Here is a 20,673-nt window from a genome sequence, read left to right as displayed (position 1 = left end):
TGGTCCCCCGTACATCCGGGATCCGCGCTCGGCCTCCGGGCTCGCCCAGGCCCGTCCGCAGGGGACGCCCGCGAGGTCAGCGGCCGGCCGGTGCCGCCAGGGCGGGGGCCGGGACCGCGCCCACCAGCTCCCGCAGCACCTGCCCGAGCGGGGCGTCGATGCGCACCCGGGCGTGCGCGTCCCCCCGGGTCGGCCCCGCGTTCACGATCGCGACCGGGACGCCGAGCTTCGCGGCCCGCAGCACGAACCGGAACCCGGACATGACCGTGAGGGACGACCCGAGGACGAGCAGCAGCCCGGCCCGCTCGACCAGGGCGTACGAGGCGGCGACGCGGGCCGGCGGGACGGCCTCGCCGAAGAACACGACGTCGGGCTTGAGCGTCCCCCCGCACACCTCGCACGGGACGGCCACGAACCCTTCGAGCTCGGCGTCGTCGAGGTCGACGTCCCCGTCCGGGTTCACCGGCCCGGACGCCGGCCGCCAGCCCGGGTTGGCGTCCCGCAGCCGGGCGTCCAGGTCGAGCCGTGAGCTGGAGCGCCCGCAGTCCAGGCAGACGACCGCCCCGAGGCTGCCGTGCAGCTCGAGCACCGACCGCGCCCCCGCCGCCTGGTGCAGGCCGTCGACGTTCTGCGTCACGATGCCCGCCAGCAGGCCGAGCTCCTCGAGCCGGGCCACGGCGCGGTGCCCGTCGTTCGGCACCGCGGCCGCGACCTGGCGCCAGCCGAGGTAGCTGCGCGCCCAGTAGCGGCGCCGGGCCTGCTCGTCCCGGGTGAACGTCTGGTAGGTCATCGGTGTGTGCAGGCGGGCGACGCCCGACGGCCCCCGGTAGTCCGGGATGCCCGACTCCGTCGAGAGGCCCGCTCCGCTCAGGACCACGACCTCGCCGTCGGAGACCAGGCAGGAGAGCGCGTCGAGCGCGCTGTCGTTCCGATCCAGCTCCACGGTTCCATGGTGCGTCAGCCGAGCGAGGTGCGCGCTGTCGGCGGCGGCTGGCAGGGTCGACCCGACGCCGCGACAGGAGGTGCGGGATGCCCGACACGGTGACGCCCGGTCTGCTCAGGTGGGACGAGGTGCGCCAGGAGGCGGAGTGGCCTGCCCTCCTGCTCGGCAACGGGGTGAGCATCAACGTCTGGCCCGACTTCCGCTACGCCACGCTCTACGAGCGGGCCGCGCTGTCCCCCGCGGCGCAGCAGGCGTTCCGGGCGCTGGGCACGACCGACTTCGAGGGCGTGCTGGACACGCTCTGGCGCGCCCGTGCCCTGCTGACCGCCCTCGGCCAGGACTCGTCGGCCGTGTCCGCTCTCTACACCGAGGTACGCCGCGGCCTGCTCGACGCCGTGCACCGTGTGCACGTCCCGCGCTCCCGGCTGCCCTCGACGACGTGCACCGCGATCGGGCGGGAGATCGAGACGTACGAACGCGTCTTCACCCTCAACTACGACCTGCTCGTCTACTGGAGCATCCTGGAGAAGCGCGACGTCACCGGGAGCCTGACGGTGCAGGACTTCTTCGGCCCGCCGGACCCGTTCGACCCCGACGAGCCGCAGCGCCCCGGGTGGACCGCGCTCTGGTTCGTCCACGGCGCGCTGCACCTGTGGCAGGACAGCGCCACCGGGGACGTCGGCAAGTGGACGTCCGGTGAGGGCAACCTGCTCCGCGACCTGCCCGCGATGTACGCCGCCCACCCCGGCCGCCAGCCGCTCTTCGTCAGCGAGGGCGGGGCGCTGCAGAAGCAGGAGACCATCGCCCGGTCCCGCTACCTGCGGCGCGCCTTCCTGGCCCTGCGCGACGACCGCTCCCCCGTGGCGGTCCTCGGCACCAGCCTGAGCCCCGCTGACGAGCACGTCGTGGAGGCCCTGCGTCACCGGGAGCGCGTCGCGGTCGGGGTGCGCCGGGGCCGGCCCGGCGAGGTCGTGGCGGCGAAGGCGGCGCTCATCGCCCGGCTGGGCGGGCGGGAGGACCTGGTGTTCTTCGACGTGGCCACGCACCCGCTGACGAGCCCGGAGTGGGCGCTCACCCCCGGGAGCTGACGCACGCGGCCCGCGGCAGCACGTCCACCGCAGGCCGCTTCGCCGAAGTGCGCTTCGTCAGAGCCCGGCGCCCACCAGCTGCACCGTGTCCACGAGCCGGTTGGAGAAGCCCCACTCGTTGTCGTACCAGCCGAGCACCTTCACCGTCGTGCCGGCGACGTTGGTCAGCGGCGCGTCGAAGATGGTCGAGGACGGGTCGCCGACGATGTCGCTGGACACCAGGGGCGCCTCGTTGTAGCGCAGGATCCCGGCGAGCGGGCCGTCCGCCGCGGCGCGGAAGGCGGCGTTGACCTCCTCGACGGTCGTGGGACGGGAGACGGTGACCGTCAGGTCGGTGAGCGAGCCGGTGAGCACCGGCACGCGCACCGCGAACCCGGCCAGACGCCCGTTGAGCTCGGGGAGCACGAGACCGATGGCCTTCGCGGCGCCGCTGCTCGTGGGGACGATGTTGTGCGCCGCGGCCCGCGCCCGGCGCAGGTCCTTGTGCGGCCCGTCCTGCAGGTTCTGGTCCTGGGTGTACGCGTGCACGGTCGTCATGAGGCCGGACTCGATGCCGATCGCGTCGTTGAGCACCTTCGCCAGCGGCGCAAGGCTGTTCGTGGTGCACGATGCGTTCGACACGATCGAGTGCCGCTCCGGGTCGTACGCGTCGGAGTTGATGCCGTACGCCAGCGTGAGGTCCTCTCCGGTCGCCGGCGCCGAGACGACGACCTTGCGCGCGCCGGCGTCGAGGTGGGCCCGGGCCTTCGCCGCGTCCGTGAACACCCCGGTCGACTCCACGACGAGGTCGACGCCGAGCTCGCGCCAGGGCAGCGCCGCCGGGTCGCGCTCGGCGAGCACCCGGATCTTGTGCCCGCCGACGACGAGGACGTCGTCGACGAGGTCGACCGCTTGGGCGAGCGGGCCGAACGCGGTGTCGTAGCGGAGCAGGTGGGCGAGGGTCGCCGGGGCCGTCAGATCGTTCACCGCCACGATCTCGAACGGGGCGTCGTCGGAGTAGCGGGCGAGGGTCGAGCGGAGGAAGCTGCGGCCGATGCGGCCGAACCCGTTGATGGCGATGCGCACGAAGCCTCCAGGGCTTGAGGTCTGCCTACGCCGAGCACTGTACCTACTAGTACGCACGGAACGCGAGCAGCTTCCCACCACCGGCCGGGTCGCGGCCGCCACGGGAGCGCCGGAGCGTGTACCCGGAGGTACGTTCGAGTCGTGGACACGCGCACGCGTCTGGTCGAGGCGATGCAGGAACTGCTCTGGGAACGCGGCTACGTCGGCACCAGCCCGCGCGCCGTGCAGGAGCGCGCCGGCGCCGGGCAGGGCAGCATGTACCACCACTTCAGCGGCAAGGCCGACCTCGCCGCGACCGCGCTGGAGCGGACCGCCCGCGACCTCAGCGCCGGGACGGAGGCCGCGCTCAGCGGGCCGGGCACGCCCATGGAGCGGATCACCGCGAACCTCACCCGGGAGCGCGACGTACTGCGCGGCTGCCGGGTGGGGCGCATGACGCACGACCCGGACGTCGTGGCCAGCGACACGTTGCGTGCGCCGATCGACGAGGCCTTCCGCTGGGTCCGCGGCCGCTACGCCGACGTCCTGGCCGAGGCCGTCGCGGCCGGCGAGCTGCCGGACACGGTCGACCCGGAGCAGCTGGCGGCGACGCTGACCGCCGTGGTGCAGGGCGGCTACGTCCTGGCGCGGGCGTCCGGCGACCCCGAGGACTTCGCCCGGGCCGTGGACGGCGCGCTCGCCCTCCTGCGCGGCCTGCACCCCTGACCCCACGAGGCCCCGGAGCTGTCGGCGCGCGCACCTAGACTCGTGCGGTGCCGGGCGGGCTGGACGACCTGAGCGACGACGCCCTGCGGCGGCTCGTCGGCCCCAGCGCCCTGTCCGCCGGGCAGGCCTACCTCCGGCAGGGACGGGTCTGCGAGCTGGCTGTCGACCCGCAGGGCCGGCTGGTGACCGCCTCGGTGCAGGGCACCCGCCCGACCCCCTACCGGGTGGTGATCACACCGGTCGGGACGCGGGCGTGGCGAGCCGCCTGCTCGTGTCCGGTCGGCGCCAACTGCAAGCACGCCGCAGCCGTCGTCCTCGCGGCGCGGGCCGAGGCGGCCCCGCCCCCGCAGGCCCCTCCCCGCAGCGCATGGGAGTCGCAGCTGGCCGCCCTGACGCGGCCGGACGGGGCCGGGCAGGGGCGGCCGGGAGTGCCGCTGGGCCTGCAGTTCGAGGTGGTGGGCTCACCGCCGGGCTACGGCGCCGCACCCGGCGCGCCCCGGCTGCGGCTGAGGGCCGTGGCCCGCGGCGCCAAGGGCGGATGGGTACGGACCGGCACGGCGTGGCGCGACCTGCAGTCGGCGTACGGGAGGAGCGATCACCTCCCGGCGCACCGCCGGGTGATGCAGGAGATCGTCAGCGCCTCCGGCGCCGCGCCCCGCTCCTACTACTCCTACGGCCCCGAGTCCGTGCACGCCGACGAGCTCGGGGCGGCCCTCTGGCACCACCTGGACCGGGCCGTCGCCGTCGGCGTCGAGCTCGTCCTCGGCAAGCAGCAGCGGGTCGCCGTGGGCGCGCCGGCCACGGTGGCGCTCGACCTGCGCCGCCGCCCGGACGGCAGCGTCTCGCTGCGCCCGGTGCTGCGCTCCGGGGACGCGGTGGTGGAGGCCGACGACGTGCACCTCATCGGGGAGTCGCCCTTCGGCGTCTTCACCACCGAGCCGCGGGTCATCGAGCTGCTCGCGGGCGGCGACGGCGCCGAGCCGCCCGCCCTCGTGCTGTCCCCGCTGGCCGAACGGCCGGACGACCGCGTCGTGCCGCTGCTGCGCGCCGGCTCGCCGCTGCGCATCCCCGAGGACGAGCTGGCGAGGTTCTTCACCGCGTACTACCCCGCGCTCCGCCGCGTCGTGGCGGTCACCGCTGCGGACGGCAGCGTCACACCGCCGGAGCTCCTGCCGCCGGTGCTAGCGCTGACGGCGACGTACTCCGGGCTCTCCGTCGAGCTCGCCTGGGCCTTCCGCTACCGCGTGGGCGGCGAGCCGCTCGACGTCCCGCTCGACGCGACGGCCGGCGACAGCGGCGCGCTGCGGGACGCCGAGGAGGAGCAGCGGCTGCTCGACGCCCTCGGGCCGGCACGGCCGTACGTCGGCGAGCGCCGGCTGCTCGGCGGCATGCAGGCGGTCGAGTTCACGACACGGGTGCTGCCGGGCGTGCGCGGGCTCGACGGCGTCGACGTCACCGTCGTGGGCGAGGTGCCGGACTACCGTCAGGCGCAGGAGGCCCCCGTCGTCTCGCTGACCACCGCCGACGTGCCGGACAGCTCGGACTGGTTCGACCTCGGGGTGACGGTCTCGGTGGAGGGCCAGCAGGTGCCTTTCGACGCGCTGTTCCGCGCACTGGCCGAGCAGCGGTCCCACCTGGTGCTGCCGAGCGGCCTCTACCTGCCCCTGGACCGGCCCGAGCTGGAGACGCTGCGCCGGCTCATCGACGAGGCCCGCAGCCTGCAGGACCCGGCCGCCAGGGGCCTGCGGGTCACCATGGCGCAGGCCGGCCTCTGGGAGGAGCTGCTCGAGCTCGGGGTGGTCGCGCAGCAGAGCGCTCGGTGGGCGGCCGCGGTGGAGGGCCTGCTCGCCGTCAACCGGGTCGTGCCCCCGCCGGACCCGGGCGGCTTCGCCGCCGAGCTGCGGCCGTACCAGCGCGAGGGGTTCTCCTGGCTCGCGCTGCTCTGGCGGTCCGGGCTGGGCGGCATCCTCGCCGACGACATGGGGCTCGGCAAGACCGTGCAGACGCTGGCGCTGATCTGCCACGCCCGCGAGGCGGGCGGCCTGCCCGGGCCCTTCCTCGTCGTCGCGCCGACCAGCGTGGTCGGCAACTGGGAGCGGGAGGCGGCCCGCTTCGCGCCCGGCCTGGTCGTCCGGGCGGTCACCGAGACCACCCGCCGGCGCGGCACGCCGCTGGCCGAGGACGTCGCCGGCGCGGACCTGGTCATCACGTCCTACGCGCTCTTCCGCATCGACGCCGAGTCCTACGTCGGCCGGGAGTGGGCCGGGCTGGTGCTCGACGAGGCGCAGTTCGTGAAGAACCACCAGGCGAAGACCTACCAGTGCGCCCGTCGGCTGCCCGCCGCGTTCAAGCTCGCGGTGACCGGCACGCCGCTGGAGAACAGCCTGATGGACCTGTGGTCCCTGCTGTCCATCGTCGCCCCCGGGCTGTTCCCGAGCCCGCAGCGGTTCTCCGAGGAGTACCGCCGGCCGATCGAGCGGGGAGAGGGGCCCGATCTGCTCCCGCGGCTACGGCGGCGCGTACGCCCGTTGATGCTGCGGCGCACGAAGGAGCAGGTCGTCACCGAGCTCCCGCCGAAGCAGGAGCAGGTGCTCGAGGTCGTGCTCGACCCCAAGCACCAGCGCGTCTACCAGGCGCACCTGCAGCGCGAGCGGCGCAAGGTGCTCGGCCTGCTCGACGACGTGAACCGCAACCGGTTCGAGATCCTGCGCTCGCTCACCTTGCTCCGCCAGCTCAGCCTCGCGCCCGAGCTGGTCGACGCGGCCTACGCCGGTGTGCCGGCCAGCAAGCTGGAGGTCTTCGTCGAGACGCTGCAGGAGGTCATCGGAGAGGGCCACCGGGCGCTGGTCTTCAGCCAGTTCACCGGGTTCCTCAAGCTCGTCCGCGACCGGCTCGACCGGGAGGGCGTCCGCTACAGCTACCTCGACGGCCGCACCCGCAAGCGGGCCGAGCGCATCGAGGAGTTCAAGACCGGCGACGCCCCCGTGTTCCTCATCAGCCTCAAGGCCGGCGGGGCCGGGCTCAACCTCACCGAGGCGGACTACTGCTTCGTGCTCGACCCCTGGTGGAACCCTGCGGCCGAGGCCCAGGCCGTCGACCGGGCGCACCGCATCGGCCAGGACAAGACCGTCATGGTCTACCGCCTCGTCGCGGCCGGGACGATCGAGGAGAAGGTCATGGCGCTCAAGGCGCGCAAGCAGTCGCTGTTCGACCGGGTGGTCGACGACGACGCGATGATGTCGGCGCCGCTGTCGGCCGAGGACATCCGGGGCCTGTTCGCCTGAGGCCCGCCTCGGCGCGGTGCTGTCACCGGGCCCCCGTCAGGGCACCGCCCCGCTGACGGCAGCAGCGCCCTCCGGCCGCCCCTGCGCACCGGTCCCCCGGACCAGCCGCCCGTCCACGAGCTCGTACGCCTCGTCGAGCAGCTCGAGCCCGCGCAGCCGGTGCGTCACCAACAGCAGGGCGCGCGGGCGGCCGGCCGCGCGCTCGGCCTCGAGCGCCGCGAGCAGGTCGGCCAGCAGTTCCGCCGCGAGCGCCTCGTCGACGTGCGCGGTCGGCTCGTCGAGCACGAGCACGGGCGCGTCGCGCAGCAGCGCCCGCGCGAGGCACATCCGCTGCCGCTCGCCGCCCGAGAGGCGGGCCCCGTCCTCGCCGACGACCGTGTCGAGGCCGCGCGGCAGGGCCGCGACGAGGGTGTCGAGGCGCACGGCCCGCAGCACCTCCCAGAGCTCCTCGTCCTGCGCGCCGGCGCGGCCGACGAGCAGGTTCTGCCGGACCGAGGTGTGGAAGAGCGTCGCCTCCTGCCCGCACCAGGCGACGAGGTCGCGCACGCCCTCGCCGCCCGCAGGCAGGTCGACGTCCCCGACGGCCAGCCGTCCCGCCTCGGGGGCCAGGAAGCCGAGCAGGACCGCGACGAGCGTGCTCTTGCCCGCGCCGCTCGCCCCGGTCAGCGCCACCGCCCGACCGGGCACGAGCTCGAGGTCCACCCCGTCGAGCACCGGCCCGGCCGCCCCGGGCCAACGTGCGACGAGCCCCTGCAGGCGCACCGGGCGGTCCCGCGCGGGGGCGGGAGGCGCGATCGGCGCGGGCGCGGCGGGCGCGAGGAACGGGCTGACCCGGGCCGCCGCCGCGCGGACCGCACCCAGCCGCTGGGCGACCGCCGGCAGCCCACCGACCGCCTCGACCACCGCGACGGGCAGCAGGGCCAGGACGACGAGGAGCACGGGCTCGAGCCGCCCGGACCGCACGGCGGGGACCCCGACGAGCAGCGCCCCGACGGTGCCGATGCCGACGGCCACGACGGACAGGGCTGCACCCAGGCCCGCGAGGCCTGCCGAGCGCCGGTCCGCGTCCGCGACCGCCGCGTCGAGCCGCTCGACCGCCTCCAGCCGCGCCGGGGCCGCCCCCAGCACGAGCAGGTCCGGCGCGGCGTCGAGCACCTCGGCGTACGCGGCGGCGAGCGCCCCGCGGTCCGCAGCGCTGCGCCGCTCCCGGGCCGTCGACGCCCACGCCGTGACGGCGGGCACGACCAGGCCGGCCAGCGCCACGGCGGCGAGCAGCGCAGCCCCCGCCCCCGGCAGCAGGGCTGTCGCGAGGGCCACCCCGGCCGTGCCGGCGGCGAGGGCTGCGGCCGCGGGGAGGACGACGCGCAGCCAGAGGTCCTGGACCGCGTCCACGTCGTCGACGAGGCGGCGGAGCAGGTCGCCACGCCGGAACGCGGCGACGCCGGCGGGCGCGACGCGCTCGAGCCCGGCGTACACCGCCACGCGCAGGTCGCCGAGCAGCCGGAAGGCGGCGTCGTGCGCGACCAGCCGCTCGGCGTAGCGCAGAGCCGCGCGCGCGAGCCCGAAGGCCCGCACGGAGACGACCGCGACCTCGAGGGCGAGGATGGGCGGCTGCTCGGCGGCCCGCGCGATCAGCCAGGCCGAGGCGGCGGTCAGCCCCACGCCCGCCAGCAGCCCGCCCGTCCCGGCCGCGGCGGCGAGCAGCAGCCGCAGGGCCGTCGGCCGGCGCAGCGGTGCCAGGGCCACCTGGGCCAGCGGCGAGGCGCTCATGCGGCCAGCTGCGCGGCAGGGCGGCGTACCGGGGCGCCGAGGTGGTGCACCGAGTCGCAGAGCGCCAGCAGCGCGGGCCGGTGGGTCACGAGCAGGACCGTGGCCGGCCGCTCCCGGTGGCGCAGGCGCCGCAGGACCCGCACGACGTCGGCCTCCGTCACCGCGTCCAGCCCCTCGGTCGGCTCGTCCAGCACGACGAGCGAGGCGTCGCGCAGCAGCGCGCGGGCGAGCGCGACACGGCGCCGCTGGCCGCCCGAGACCTGCTCGCCGCGCTCCCCGACCTGTGCGTCGAGGGGTACGTCGAGCAGCGCGAGCGCCGCGGCCTCCGCGAGCTCGGCGTCGGTCGCGCCCGGCTTCGCGAGCCGCAGGTTCTGCGCGACGGTGCCGGTCACGAGCCGGGCCCGCTGGGGGACCCAGGCGACCCGCTCCCACCACGCCTCCCGGTCGACGTCGGCGAGGTCGCTCCCGCCGACGGTGACCGCGCCCTGCCGGCACGGCAGCAGGCCGAGAACCGCGGACAGCACGGTGGACTTGCCGGCGCCGCTCGGGCCGACCAGCGCGGTCACCGTGCCGGGGACGAGCGTGAGGTCCAGCCCCGTCAGCACGTCCGACTCCGCCCCCGGGTGGCGGAGCGAGACCCCGCGCAGGGCGACCGGCGCCTCCCGGGGATCGGGCACGTCACGGTGGCTGCCCCGCGCCGGCAGCGGCTCGGCGAGCAGGTCGCAGGCCCGCTGCGCGGCGGCCATCCCCTCGACGCTCGCGTGGTAGTGCTCCCCCACCCGGCGCAGCGGAAGGTAGGCCTCCGGGGCCAGCAGCAGCACCAGAAGCCCGGTTCGCAGATCCAGGCTCCCGTCGACCAGTCGGACGCCGACGAGGACCGCGACCATGGCGACAGACAGGGTCGACAGCAGCTCCAGGACGAGCGAGCTGAGGAACGCCACCCGCAGGGTGGCCATCGCCTCACGCCGGTAGCGGTCGGTCGCCGGGCGGACGAGGCCGGCCTGCGCGCGCGAGCGGCCGAACGCCTTGAGGACGGGGAGCCCGGTCACCGTGTCGAGGAAGTGCCCGCCCAGTGTGGACAGCGCCTTCCACCGCCGCTCGTTGCTGCGCTGCGTCGCGAGCCCGACGAGCACCATGAAGACGGGGACGAGCGGCACGGTGAGCCCGATGACGGCCGCGGTGGTGAGGTCCACCGACAGGGCCCTGACCCCGACGGCCAGCGGGACGACGGCGGCGAGCACCAGCTGCGGGACGTAGCGGGCGAAGTACGGGTCCAGCGCGTCGAGCCCTCGTCCGGCGAGCGTCGTGAGCTCGCCGGTGCGCTGCCCGGACAGCCACCCCGGGCCCAGCGCGAGCGCGTGCCGGAGCAGGTCCCGGCGCAGCTCGGAGCGGACGGCCGCGCCGGCCCGGGCCGCGGCGACCTCGCCGCCCCACGCGAGCACGGCCCGGGCGAGGAGCCCGAGGCAGAGCAGCCCGAGGGAGCCACGGACGTGAGCGAGGCCGGCGCCGTCGCTCATCACGTCGGCGAGGACGTCGGCGAGCAGGACGGCCTGCCCGAGGATCAGGGCGGTCCCGGCCAGCCCGAGGGCGACGCACAGGGCGACGAAGCGCCGGGCGGCGCCCACCCGGCGCAGCAACCGCGGGTCGACCGGCTTCACGGCCGGCCCGCCGTCGCGCGGGGCGAGCCGCCCCGGCGGGGCGCCGGCACGAGGCCGGCCGGCGCGGGGATGGCACCCCGTGTGACGCGCTTGCGGAACACCCAGTAGGTCCAGCCCTGGTAGGCCAGCACGACAGGGGTGAACAGCACCGCCGCCCAGGACATGATCGTCAGCGTGTACGCCCCCGAGGCCGCGTTCACGACCGTGAGCGTGCCCGCCGGGTCGCCCGAGGAGGGCATGACGGCGGGGAACAGCGCGACGAACAGGCACGCGGTCGTCGCGAGGACGGTCGTGGCGGTCAGCGTGAACGCCCAGCCCTCCCGCCCGCCCTCGTTGGCGGCCAGCGCCGCGACGAGCGCCGCCGCCGCTACCACCGCCAGCACCACGGCGACGGCGTCCCCGCGCTGCAGCAACGACCAGAGCAGGAAGGCCGCAGCGGCGGGCACGGCGACGGCACCGGTCGACCGGGCGGTGCGGCGCGCCCGCACGCGCAGCTCGTCCGTGGTGCGCAGCGCGAGGAAGACCGCACCGTGCAGCACGAACACGCTGAGCGTGGTGACCCCGCCGAGCAGGGCGTACGGGTTGAGCAGGCCCAGCACCGAGCCGGTGAGCTCGTGGTCGCGGTCGAGGGGGACTCCGCGCACGATGTTGGCGAACGCCACCCCCCAGAGGAATGCAGGAACCACGCTTCCCCAAAAAATGCACCGGTCCCAGCCGCGCCGCCAGCGGTCGGAGTCGACCTTGCCGCGGTACTCGAAGGCCACCCCGCGCACGATGAGCGCGACCAGGATCGCCAGGAGCGGCAGGTAGAACCCGCTGAAGAGCGTGGCGTACCAGTCCGGGAAGGCGGCGAACGTCGCGCCACCGGCGGTGAGCAGCCACACCTCGTTGCCGTCCCAGACCGGGCCGATGGTGTTGACCACCACGCGGCGGTCAACGTCGTCCTCGGCCAGGAACGGGAGCAGGGCGCCCACGCCGAAGTCGAAGGCCTCGAGCACGAAGTAGCCGGCCCACAGGACGGCGATCAGCAGGAACCAGAAGTCGGGCAGCGTCATCTCTCGGCCTCAGTAGGCGAACGCGAGAACGGGCTCGTCGTCCTCGGCGGCGGTCGGGTCGTCGTGGTGCAGCTGCGGCGGGCCGGCCTTGGCGTACTTCGTGAGCAGGCCGAGCTCGATGACGGCGAGCGCGCCGTAGAGCAGGGTGAAGACGGCGAGGCTGGTCGCCACCGTGGCCGTGGACATGGACGGCGAGACGCTGTCCTCGGTCCGCAGCACCCCGAAGACCGACCACGGCTGCCGGCCCATCTCCGTGAAGACCCAGCCCGCGGAGTTGGCCGCGAAGGGGAACCCGATGGACAGCACGGCGGTCCGCCACACCCACGTGTTCGTCGGCAGCCGCCGACGACGGGTCAGCCACAGCAGCGCCCCGGCGAGCACGGCCGACAGGGCGCCGAAGCCCATCATGTAGCGGAAGGCCCAGTAGGTGACGGGGACGTTGGGCCGGTAGTCGCCGGGGCCGTACCGCTGCACCATCGCGGCCTGGACGTCGTCGATGCCCTCGACCTCGCCGTCCGGGTCGCCCGTGGCCATGAACGACAGCACGTGGGGGACCCGCCAGCTCCACAGCTCCTCGGAGCCGTCCGGGGTGCCGATCGTGAGGACCGAGAACGACGCCGGCTCCGAGGTCTGGTAGAGGGCCTCGGCCGCGGCCATCTTCATCGGCTGCTGCTCGGTCATGACCTTGGCCTGGACGTCACCGCTGACGGCGACCCCGACGGAGCCCACGAGCGTCACGACGAGGGCGAGCCGCAGGCAGGGGGAGAAGACGTCGACGTCCCGCCGGCGGGCCAGGTGCCAGGCGCTGACCCCGATCATGAAGGCGCCACCGGTCACGAGCGACGCCGTGATCGTGTGCGGGTACGCCGCGAGGAACGTCGAGTTCGTCAGCACGGCCACGATGTCCGTGAGCCGGGCCTTGCCCGTCTCGGGGTCGACCGCGTACCCCACCGGGTGCTGCATCCAGGAGTTCGCGGCGAGGATGAAGGCGGCGGAGAGCCAGGTCCCGATCGCGGCGAGCCAGATCGTCGCCAGGTGCACCCGCTGGGGCAGCCGGTCCCAGCCGAAGATCCAGAGCCCGAGGAAGGTCGACTCGAGGAAGAACGCGAGCAGGGCCTCCATCGCGAGCGGTGCACCGAACACGTCGCCGACGAAGCGCGAGTAGTCGCTCCAGGCCATGCCGAACTGGAACTCCTGCACGATCCCGGTCGCGACCCCGATGGCGAAGTTGATCAGGAAGAGCTTCCCCCAGAACTTGGTCGCCCGGAGGTAGTGCTCCTTGCCGGTCCGGTGCCACGCCGTCTGCAGCCCGGCGACGAGAACCGACAGCCCGATCGTCAGGGGGACGAAGAGGAAGTGGTAGACCGTCGTGATTCCGAACTGCCAGCGGGCAAGATCGAGTGCGTCCACGGCAAGCAGGCTCCGTGATCGGGCCGGGGCCGGCCAGGGACCTTGGTCACCCGGCGGCGGGACCGGGGTCACCGGGCCGGCGCGCGTTTGCCAGCGAAGCCGCTGACGCGGCCGGGCCGCCCGGGGGAGGATGGGGCCCGCACGACCGGAAGACCGGCAGAGCTCGAAGGAGAGCGCTCCATGGCAACGCGTACCACCCCGTCCAGCCCGCGTCCCGTCCGCCCGCAGCCGGTGCAGGAGCGGAGTGCGGCCCCGCGCGCGACCTTCGTGGCCGTTCTCGCGGCGCTGGTCATCGCCATGAGCGCCTGGATCGGCTACGCCGTGGGCAAGCCGGACGGCCCGGCCGAGGGGTCGATCGAGGCCATCGCGGCCCAGCTGAGCGCCGAGCAGAAGGAGCAGGCGAGCGCCCAGGCCAAGGAGCTGCTCGACACGGTGTCGGCAGCGCAGAAGGACTACCTCCCGCTGCTGCGCGAGATCGCCGCGGTCCTGCCCGTGGGCGGTGGCGACCCCAGCTGGGCCGACGCGGCGACGCTGGACAAGTGGCGGCAGGAGGCCTCCCGGCTCGCCGAGGGCTTCGCTGCCGAGCCCAACGGCACGACGGGCTACAACGTGGCGTACGAGGCCTTCTCCTCGGCCTCACGCCAGTTCGACCTCGCCCTGCGCACCTACGCCGCCGGCGCGGCCGCGACGGGGGCAGAGCGCGACGGCCTGGCCGCCCTCGCCGTCGAGCAGCGCGACGCGGCCGCCCGCCTCTGGTCCGCGGGCGCCCAGCAGCTCGACCTCGTGACCATCGACGCCGGCCTCGGCCACCAGCACTTCTTCCTTCCCGCCAGCGGCTCCGAGGCGGACATCACGAACGAGATGCGCGAGGTCGACGCGCCCGCCGGGGACGGCGAGTAGGGCGCACGGAACCCGGAGGGCTGCAGTAGCGTCTGCCCGAAGGAGCCCCGGCGTGCCCCCGTCCCCACGCCGGTGGTTGGGAGGTCGCTCGTGGTGTACGGACCCGGAGGGTGGCCGTCGGCTGGCCCCGGCGCCGCGACTCCGGCCGACTCTGCCCTCGTGCGGCGCAGCAACCTCTCGCTCGTGCTGCGCCGGTTCCGTGACGAGGGGCCGCGGACCCGGGCGCGGGTGGCGGACGAGACCGGGCTGAACAAGGCCACGGTGTCCAGCCTGGTGGCCGAGCTGGTCGAGCGCGGGCTGCTGCGCGAGGGCCAGATCGAGCGGCTCGGCGCCGTGGGCCGGCCGGGACAGGTCATCGAGCTCGACGGCCGCCGGGTCTGCGGCATCGGCATCGAGGTCAACGTCGACTACATGACCGCGCTCATCGTCGACCTCGCCGGCCGGGTGGTCGCGGACGAGCGGGTGCCCCTGGACGTGCCGGCCCTGGGGGCCGAGGCCGTGCTGGACGCGACGGCCGACCTGGTGGCGCGTGCGGTCGCGGCGGCCGAGGCGGCGGGCAGCTCGCCGGCCGGCGTGACCGTCGCCGTCCCCGCGCTGGTGGACGTCGCGACCGGCACCCTGCGCTTCGCGCCCAACTTCGGCTGGCGCGACATGCCGATGGCCTCCGCGGTCGCCGAGCGGCTCGGCGGCCCTCCGTACCCGATCCGGGTCGACAACGACGCCAATCTCTCCGCCCTCGCCGAGCACGTGGCCGGGGAGGGCGCCGGGGTCAACAACCTCGTCTACCTGACCGGTGAGGTGGGCGTCGGCGCCGGCGTCATCAGCGACGGCCGCCTGCTGCGCGGCAGCGCAGGGCTCAGCGGCGAGGTCGGGCACATGCCGCTGGGCGCGGGCACCCAGCGCTGCGGGTGCGGCCGGCGCGGCTGCTGGGAGACGACCGTCGGCCTCGCCGCGCTGCTGCGCATGGCAGCCGGGCCAAAGGACCCCGTGCGCGACCCGGCCCGGGACGTCGAGGACCGCCTCACCGAGCTGCGGCGCCGCGCCGAGGAGGGCCACGAGCGCACGCTGGCCGCCCTGCGACAGATCGGCACCGACCTGGGGACCGGCGCCTCGGTGCTGGTGAACCTCTTCGACCCCGAGCTGATCATGCTCGGCGGCTACTTCGCCATGCTCGGCGACTTCTTCCTCGAGGACATGATCGACAGCCTCCGCGCCCGCGTCGTGGACCCCGACACCACCCGGTGCAAGGTCGTGCTGTCCACTCTCGGGTTCTCCGCGGCCGCCCGCGGCGGCGCCCACGTCGCGCTCGAGAGCGTCCTGGCCGACCCCACGACCGTGCCGGCGGTCGCCAACGCCCCGAGCCGCTCCCCCGCCTCGGTCTGAACGCCGCGCTCGCGCCGTCGCGCAGTCCGCACTTTTAGTTGCCCCGCCTTATCGTTGCCTCACATATCTGTTGCCTTACGACGCGAAATCGATGTCATGGCGGTCGGCAGGTCCCACCTGTGTTGCGTTTCGGACCGGGCTATTGACGGCAGCGCGTCGGGTGCGTTTGATTCGGCTGTCCTCCCGACCTAAATCGGGGGGTCAGCCGGAAGCCTTCCGGGCCCGCGGCATGCCGCGAGGGTCGGTGACTTCCGCCTGCCCGGAGCCGTCGACATCCACGTGTCGGCCCGTGGGGAGGCCTGGCAGGCAACAGAGCGCAGCGTCGACATTGAGGTCGACCCGCAGCAGAGGGGGCAGTGCATGAGACAAGTCCTACGTCGCCTGGTCACGGCGACAGTCGGCACGGCGATGGTCGTGCCGGCAGTGGGAGCGGTCACCGCTTCCGCGTTCACCTCGTCGGCGGCAGCCGCCGACGAGTACAAGGTTCTCGTGGTCGGCAAGACGCTGGGCTTCCGCCACTCCAGCATCGACGAGGGCACCCGCGCGGTCATCGCGCTCGGGCGCGCCAACGGCTTCACCGTCGACGTGTTCGACCCGCAGCAGACCGCTGCTTCCGTCCCGGGCGCGACCAAGCTCGAGACGACGCCGTTCACCACGGCGGCGAACCTCGCGCAGTACAAGACGTTGATCTTCATCTCGACGGTCGACGGCACGAACTCCCTCAACCCGGCGACGCCGACGCTGCTCAACGCGTCGGAGACGGCCGCCATGCAGGGCTACATCCGAGCCGGCGGCGGCTATGTGGGCATCCACGCCGCGACCGACACCATGCACACCGTGCCGTGGTACGGCCAGCTCACCGGCGGCGGCGCGCGCTTCGCCAGCCACCCCCCGGGCACGACCCCGGTCCAGGTGCGCACCGAGGACCTCACCCACCCCTCGACGCAGCACCTGCCGCCGGTCTGGGCGCGCACCGACGAGCTCTACAACTTCAACGTGAACCCCCGCCCCGGCGTCCACGTGCTCCAGACGCTGACCGAGGCGACGTACGTCAACAACAACCAGCGGATGGGCAACGACCACCCCATCTCGTGGTGCCAGAACTTCGAGGGCGGCCGGTCCTTCTACCAGGGCATGGGCCACACCGAGGCCTCTTACGAGGACCCGCGCTTCCTCAAGAACATCCTCGGCGGCATCGAGTGGACCGCGGGCGTGGCGGAGGGCAACTGCACGTCCTTCCGCGAGCTCACCGACCGCGTGAACGCGGCGACGACCTCCGGTGACCTCGCCGGCGCCGCCTCGGCGAGCATCTCCGACCGGCTGAGCCGGGCGCGCACCGCCTACACCGAGGGCTCCGAGACCCGGGCGATCGCGTTCCTCGAGCAGTTCATCGCTCGCGCGGAGAACCAGATCAAGGGCGACGAGGACGACATCGCGCTCCGCAACGAGCTCGTCGACATGGCGCGCGACCTGATCGCGACCCTGCAGGCGCGCGACGCCACGGAGTTCAAGGTCCTCGCCTTCACCAAGCAGGCCGGCGCCAAGTACCCCGGCACCTCCTCGGCCGGCCAGGAGGCGCTCACCACCCTCGGCACCCAGCTCGGGTTCGAGGTCGACGTGACGCAGGACGCGCGGCGCTTCACCGCCGACGGCCTGGAGCCGTACGACGCGGTGGTCTTCCTCAACACCTCCGGTGACGTCCTCGACGACGCCCAGCAGGCCGCGTTCGAGGCGTTCATCCGCGCCGGCGGCGGCTTCGTGGGCGTGGGCTCGGCCGTCGAGACCGAGACCGACTGGCAGTTCTTCACCAACCTGCTCGGCACCCGCGCGGCGGGCATGACCCCGTCGGGCCCGGGCGTCGTCAAGGCCGTGGACCGCGTCCACCCGGCCTCGGCCGGCCTGCCGGAGCGGTGGAACCACAGCCTCGGCACCACCACCTCGGTCAACCAGACCGGCACGAAGTTCAACGAGCCCTGGTACAACTTCCAGGCCAACGTCCGGGGCAAGCAGCACGTCCTCGCGACGCTGGACGAGTCCACGCTGACCGCCGGTGGCGGCACGATGGGCATCGACCACCCGATCATGTGGTGCCAGGACTTCCAGGGCGGCCGCTCGCTCTACACCGGCCTCGGCCTGAGCTCCGCCGCCTACGCCAACCAGTTCTTCATCAGCTCGCTCGGTGGTGCGCTCTCCTGGGCGACCGGCGGCCTCGGTGACTGCGGCGCCACGGTCGTGTCCAACTACACCCAGACGGTGCTCGCCAGCAACCAGAACGACACCACCCAGCTCGGCGAGCCGATCGGCTTCGACGTGCTGCCCGACGGCCGTGTCCTCGAGACCTCGCGCGAGGGCCGCGTCCGCCTGATCGACCCCAAGGCCGGCACGAACACCGTCATCGCGAACATCCCGCAGTACACCGTCAACGAGGACGGCATGTACGGCCCCGAGGTGGACAACAACTTCGCCCAGAACAAGTGGGTCTACCTCTACTACGCGCCGGTCCAGATGGAGGGCGTCTCCGAGATCACCGGCAAGCCCTTCGGTGACCCGGCCACCGGCCGTACGCCGAGCGGTGCCGCGCCGAACACCGCCGCCTCGCGCGACGCGTGGGACGTGTGGCAGGGCTACTTCCAGCTCAGCCGCTTCAAGCTCGTCGAGGCCAGCGGAAGCACCCCGGCCAGCCTCGACCTCGCGTCGGAGCAGAAGATCATGAAGGTCGAGGTCAACCGCGGGGCGTGCTGCCACGTCGCCGGTGACATCGACTTCGACTCCCAGAACAACCTCTGGCTCGTGACCGGTGACGACACCCCTGCGGGTGCCGGCAACTCCGGGGGCTTCGGCCCGTTCAACGACATGAAGACGAACGAGAGCCAGACGGTCCGCTCGCTGAACGCCACCGGTGGCACCTTCACCATCACGTTCAACGGCCAGACCACCGCTCCGATCGCGTACAACGCCGCCCCCGCCGCGGTCCTCGCCGCCCTCGAGGCGCTCAGCAACGTGGAGCCCGGAGACGTCGCGGTCACCGGCACGGGGACCAACCCCAACGCGAGCACCGGCAACCTCACGATCAACTTCCGTGGCCAGTACACGATGACGGACGTCCCGCAGATCACGGCGGACGCCAGCGCACTGACCACGACCGGCACGACCGCCCCGACCGCGCCCGTCGCCACGACGCAGCAGGGCAACTGGTTCCAGGCGCCTTTCGTCGACGCCCGCCGCTCCTCGCTCAACACCAACGACCTGCGCGGCAAGGCGCTGCGCATCAAGGTCAACGAGGACGGCAGCTACACCAGCCCCGCGGGCAACCTCTTCCCCGAGTCCGCGGACACGACGAACCAGACCCGTCCCGAGATCTACGCGATGGGCTTCCGCAACCCGTTCCGCATCACGCTCGACAAGTTCGACGTCGCGTACATCACCGACTACTCGCCCGACTCCCAGGTCCCGGAGAACTTCCGTGGCCCGGCGGGCACGGGTCGCGTCGAGGTCGTGCGTGCGCCGGCGAACTACGGCTGGCCGCTCTGCTACCGGACGGACCTCCCGTACTACCGGTGGAACTTCAACACCTCCACCCCGCTGGACAACCCGCCGCAGCAGCACAACTGCGGTCGCACGACGCAGGGACCGGACAACGAGTCGATCTGGAACACCGGTCGGGTGACCACCCCGCGGATCACCAACCCGCAGATCTGGTACTCGTACCAGGACAACAACGCCGCCAACCCGCTGGGCACCCCCTGCCTGGCGTACTACAACGGCTCCGGCACGACGCGCTGCCCGCAGCTCTTCCCCGAGCTCGGGACCGGTGGCGTCGGCCCGCAGGGCGCGGCTCCGTACAACTACGACCCCGACCTGGCGAGCCCGACGAAGTTCCCGGAGTACTTCGACCGGAAGTTCTTCATCGGCGAGTTCGCGCGTGACTGGATGCGCGAGGTGTCGCTCGACGCCCAGGGCAACGTGCTGAAGATCAACACGACGCTGCCGTGCGGTGAGACGGCGTCGCCGACGCAGCCGTTCCTCTGCGACAACGTCATGGACATGGAGTTCGGGCCGGACGGCAGCCTGTACCTCCTGACCTACGGCGACGGCTTCTTCCGGGCCAACCCGGACGCGAAGCTCGTGCGCTTCGAGTACAAGGGCCAGCGGGCTCCGACCGCGGTCGCGTCGGCCACCCCCTCCTCCGGCAGCTCCCCGCTGACGGTCCAGTTCTCCAGCGCCGGCTCGACCGAGCCGACCGGCGGCGTGCTGACCTACGCGTGGGACTTCGACGGGAACGGGACGACCGACTCGACCGAGGCCAACCCGTCGTTCACGTACACGACGAACGGCACGCGTGCGGCACGGCTCACCGTCACCAACTCGGCGGGCCAGAGCGGCACCACGACGGTCACCGTGGTCGTCGGCAACACCGCACCCACCGTGACGGTCACGACCCCGACCAACGGCGGTTTCTTCTCCTTCGGTGACCGCGTCGCCTGGTCGGTCACGGTGACCGACCCGGAGGACGGCGCCGTCGACTGCAGCCGTGTCCAGGTGACCTTCGTGCTCGGGCACGACACGCACGGGCACGGGGAGGGGTCCTTCACCGGCTGCTCCGGCGTCTACCAGACGACGACGGCGCAGGCCGACCACGCCGGTGGTCACCTGTTCGGCGCGTTCAGCGCGTCGTACACCGACAACGGCGGCCTGACCGGCACCGGCCAGGTGCAGATCCAGCAGCGCTTCCAGGAGGCCGAGACCTGGCAGACGTCGGGGACGAACGTGACGTTCGTCAACGACCCGAGCCCGGTCGGCGTCTCGCAGAACGTCGCCGTCCAGAGCATCGACAACGGCGACTACCTCACGCTGTCGGAGCCGCTCAACTTCGCCAACATGACGTCGGTCGACCTGCGCGTCGCGGGCACCAACCCCGCGGCTCCCGCGGGCACGACCCGGGCGAACATCGAGGTCCGCCTCGGCTCGCCCACCGGCACCCTGGCGGCGACGATCCCGGTGCTCAACACCGGCAACAACACCATGAACACGCAGAACGTCGCCCTGCCCGCGAGCCTGACCGGTGCGGGGGCGAACCAGGTCTTCCTCGTCTTCAAGGCGACCGGTGCTGCCGGCCAGCCGACGGGCAACCTGTTCACCCTCAACTGGCTGCGCTTCAACGGCCAGGGGGTGACGGCCCCGTAAGGGAGCCCGAGCCCCGGGGTGCGGCCGGCGCCGACTGAGGCCGGCCGCACCCCGTCGACAGCCCGTCGGGGCCCGCTCCTCCGGGAGCGGGCCCCGACGCACGTTCGTCCAGGATGCGAGACGGCCTGCCCGACATCTGTCGGAAGTTCTGTTACGACACTGCTACTTCCCTTCCCCTTCACCTCTGCGCTGTGTAGGACAGCGGCGGGCACCGTTCGGTGCACCACC

12 protein-coding genes are annotated in these 20,673 nt (G+C 73.6%); 6 read left to right on the top strand and 6 right to left on the bottom strand.

Going from position 1 to position 20,673, the window contains the following annotated elements:
- Positions 1 to 76: 76 nt before the first annotated feature.
- Positions 77 to 937 carry an NAD-dependent protein deacetylase gene (locus G9H72_RS15060; RefSeq protein ID WP_166172656.1) on the bottom strand — a complete coding sequence of 287 codons (861 nt, stop codon included), beginning with the start codon at positions 935 to 937 and terminating at the stop codon, positions 77 to 79.
- A 92-nt stretch (positions 938 to 1,029) separates the two neighbouring features.
- Between G9H72_RS15060 and G9H72_RS15055 the strand changes: the two genes are divergently transcribed.
- Positions 1,030 to 2,031, top strand: coding sequence for a DUF4917 family protein (locus tag G9H72_RS15055; RefSeq protein WP_166172493.1), 1,002 nt, complete (start codon positions 1,030 to 1,032; stop codon positions 2,029 to 2,031).
- A gap of 57 nt (positions 2,032 to 2,088) precedes the next feature.
- Here G9H72_RS15055 and gap read toward each other — a convergent pair whose 3' ends face one another.
- A complete protein-coding gene (gene gap / locus G9H72_RS15050; protein WP_166172491.1) occupies positions 2,089 to 3,096 on the bottom strand; it encodes a type I glyceraldehyde-3-phosphate dehydrogenase in 1,008 nt (335 codons plus the stop codon).
- 141 nt (positions 3,097 to 3,237) lie between these two features.
- Between gap and G9H72_RS15045 the strand changes: the two genes are divergently transcribed.
- A complete protein-coding gene (locus tag G9H72_RS15045; protein ID WP_166172489.1) occupies positions 3,238 to 3,801 on the top strand; it encodes a TetR/AcrR family transcriptional regulator in 564 nt (187 codons plus the stop codon).
- 47 nt (positions 3,802 to 3,848) lie between these two features.
- Complete coding sequence (locus G9H72_RS15040; RefSeq protein ID WP_166172487.1) at positions 3,849 to 7,085, top strand: DEAD/DEAH box helicase; 3,237 nt, start codon at positions 3,849 to 3,851, stop codon at positions 7,083 to 7,085.
- 36 nt (positions 7,086 to 7,121) lie between these two features.
- On the opposite strand, the gene cydC is transcribed toward G9H72_RS15040, so the two are convergent.
- The 4 genes from cydC to G9H72_RS15020 are packed head-to-tail and all read right to left on the bottom strand — an operon-like array spanning position 7,122 to position 12,978.
- Positions 7,122 to 8,855 carry a thiol reductant ABC exporter subunit CydC gene (gene cydC, locus G9H72_RS15035; protein ID WP_166172485.1) on the bottom strand — a complete coding sequence of 578 codons (1,734 nt, stop codon included), beginning with the start codon at positions 8,853 to 8,855 and terminating at the stop codon, positions 7,122 to 7,124.
- Complete coding sequence (cydD, locus tag G9H72_RS15030; RefSeq protein ID WP_166172483.1) at positions 8,852 to 10,513, bottom strand: thiol reductant ABC exporter subunit CydD; 1,662 nt, start codon at positions 10,511 to 10,513, stop codon at positions 8,852 to 8,854. Before cydD ends, cydC begins: the two co-directional genes overlap by 4 nt.
- Positions 10,510 to 11,568: a cytochrome d ubiquinol oxidase subunit II gene (cydB, locus tag G9H72_RS15025; protein ID WP_166172481.1), complete on the bottom strand. Its 1,059-nt coding sequence runs from the start codon at positions 11,566 to 11,568 to the stop codon at positions 10,510 to 10,512. The genes cydD and cydB overlap by 4 nt, the downstream gene beginning before the upstream one ends.
- Positions 11,569 to 11,577: 9 nt before the next feature.
- Positions 11,578 to 12,978, bottom strand: a complete 1,401-nt coding sequence (locus G9H72_RS15020) for a cytochrome ubiquinol oxidase subunit I (RefSeq protein WP_166172479.1) — start codon at positions 12,976 to 12,978, stop codon at positions 11,578 to 11,580.
- Between the two features lie 180 nt (positions 12,979 to 13,158).
- On the opposite strand from G9H72_RS15020, the gene G9H72_RS15015 reads away from it, so the two are divergent.
- The 3 genes from G9H72_RS15015 to G9H72_RS15005 all read left to right on the top strand — a co-directional run bounded on the left by G9H72_RS15015 (position 13,159) and on the right by G9H72_RS15005 (position 20,445).
- On the top strand, positions 13,159 to 13,878 hold the full coding sequence (locus tag G9H72_RS15015) for a hypothetical protein (protein WP_166172477.1): 720 nt from the start codon (positions 13,159 to 13,161) through the stop codon (positions 13,876 to 13,878).
- 159 nt (positions 13,879 to 14,037) lie between these two features.
- Positions 14,038 to 15,261: an ROK family transcriptional regulator gene (locus G9H72_RS15010; RefSeq protein ID WP_331272332.1), complete on the top strand. Its 1,224-nt coding sequence runs from the start codon at positions 14,038 to 14,040 to the stop codon at positions 15,259 to 15,261.
- Positions 15,262 to 15,621: 360 nt separating this feature from the next.
- Positions 15,622 to 20,445, top strand: a complete 4,824-nt coding sequence (locus tag G9H72_RS15005) for a ThuA domain-containing protein (RefSeq protein WP_166172475.1) — start codon at positions 15,622 to 15,624, stop codon at positions 20,443 to 20,445.
- Positions 20,446 to 20,673 lie beyond the last annotated feature (228 nt).

This window comes from Motilibacter aurantiacus (assembly GCF_011250645.1).
GTDB lineage: Bacteria > Actinomycetota > Actinomycetes > Motilibacterales > Motilibacteraceae > Motilibacter_A > Motilibacter_A aurantiacus.
The sequence above is the reverse complement of the archived record's forward strand: the minus strand, read 5'-3'. Positions and strand labels throughout refer to the sequence as shown.

What these genes read in the sequence shown, in the direction of transcription:
- G9H72_RS15015 (WP_166172477.1), top strand. Translation starts at nt 13,159, where the DNA reads ATGGCAACGCGTACCACCCCGTCCAGCCCGCGTCCCGTCCGCCCGCAG.
- cydB (WP_166172481.1), bottom strand. Translation starts at nt 11,568, where the DNA reads ATGACGCTGCCCGACTTCTGGTTCCTGCTGATCGCCGTCCTGTGGGCC.
- cydC (WP_166172485.1), bottom strand. Translation starts at nt 8,855, where the DNA reads ATGAGCGCCTCGCCGCTGGCCCAGGTGGCCCTGGCACCGCTGCGCCGG.
- G9H72_RS15005 (WP_166172475.1), top strand. Translation starts at nt 15,622, where the DNA reads ATGAGACAAGTCCTACGTCGCCTGGTCACGGCGACAGTCGGCACGGCG.
- G9H72_RS15055 (WP_166172493.1), top strand. Translation starts at nt 1,030, where the DNA reads ATGCCCGACACGGTGACGCCCGGTCTGCTCAGGTGGGACGAGGTGCGC.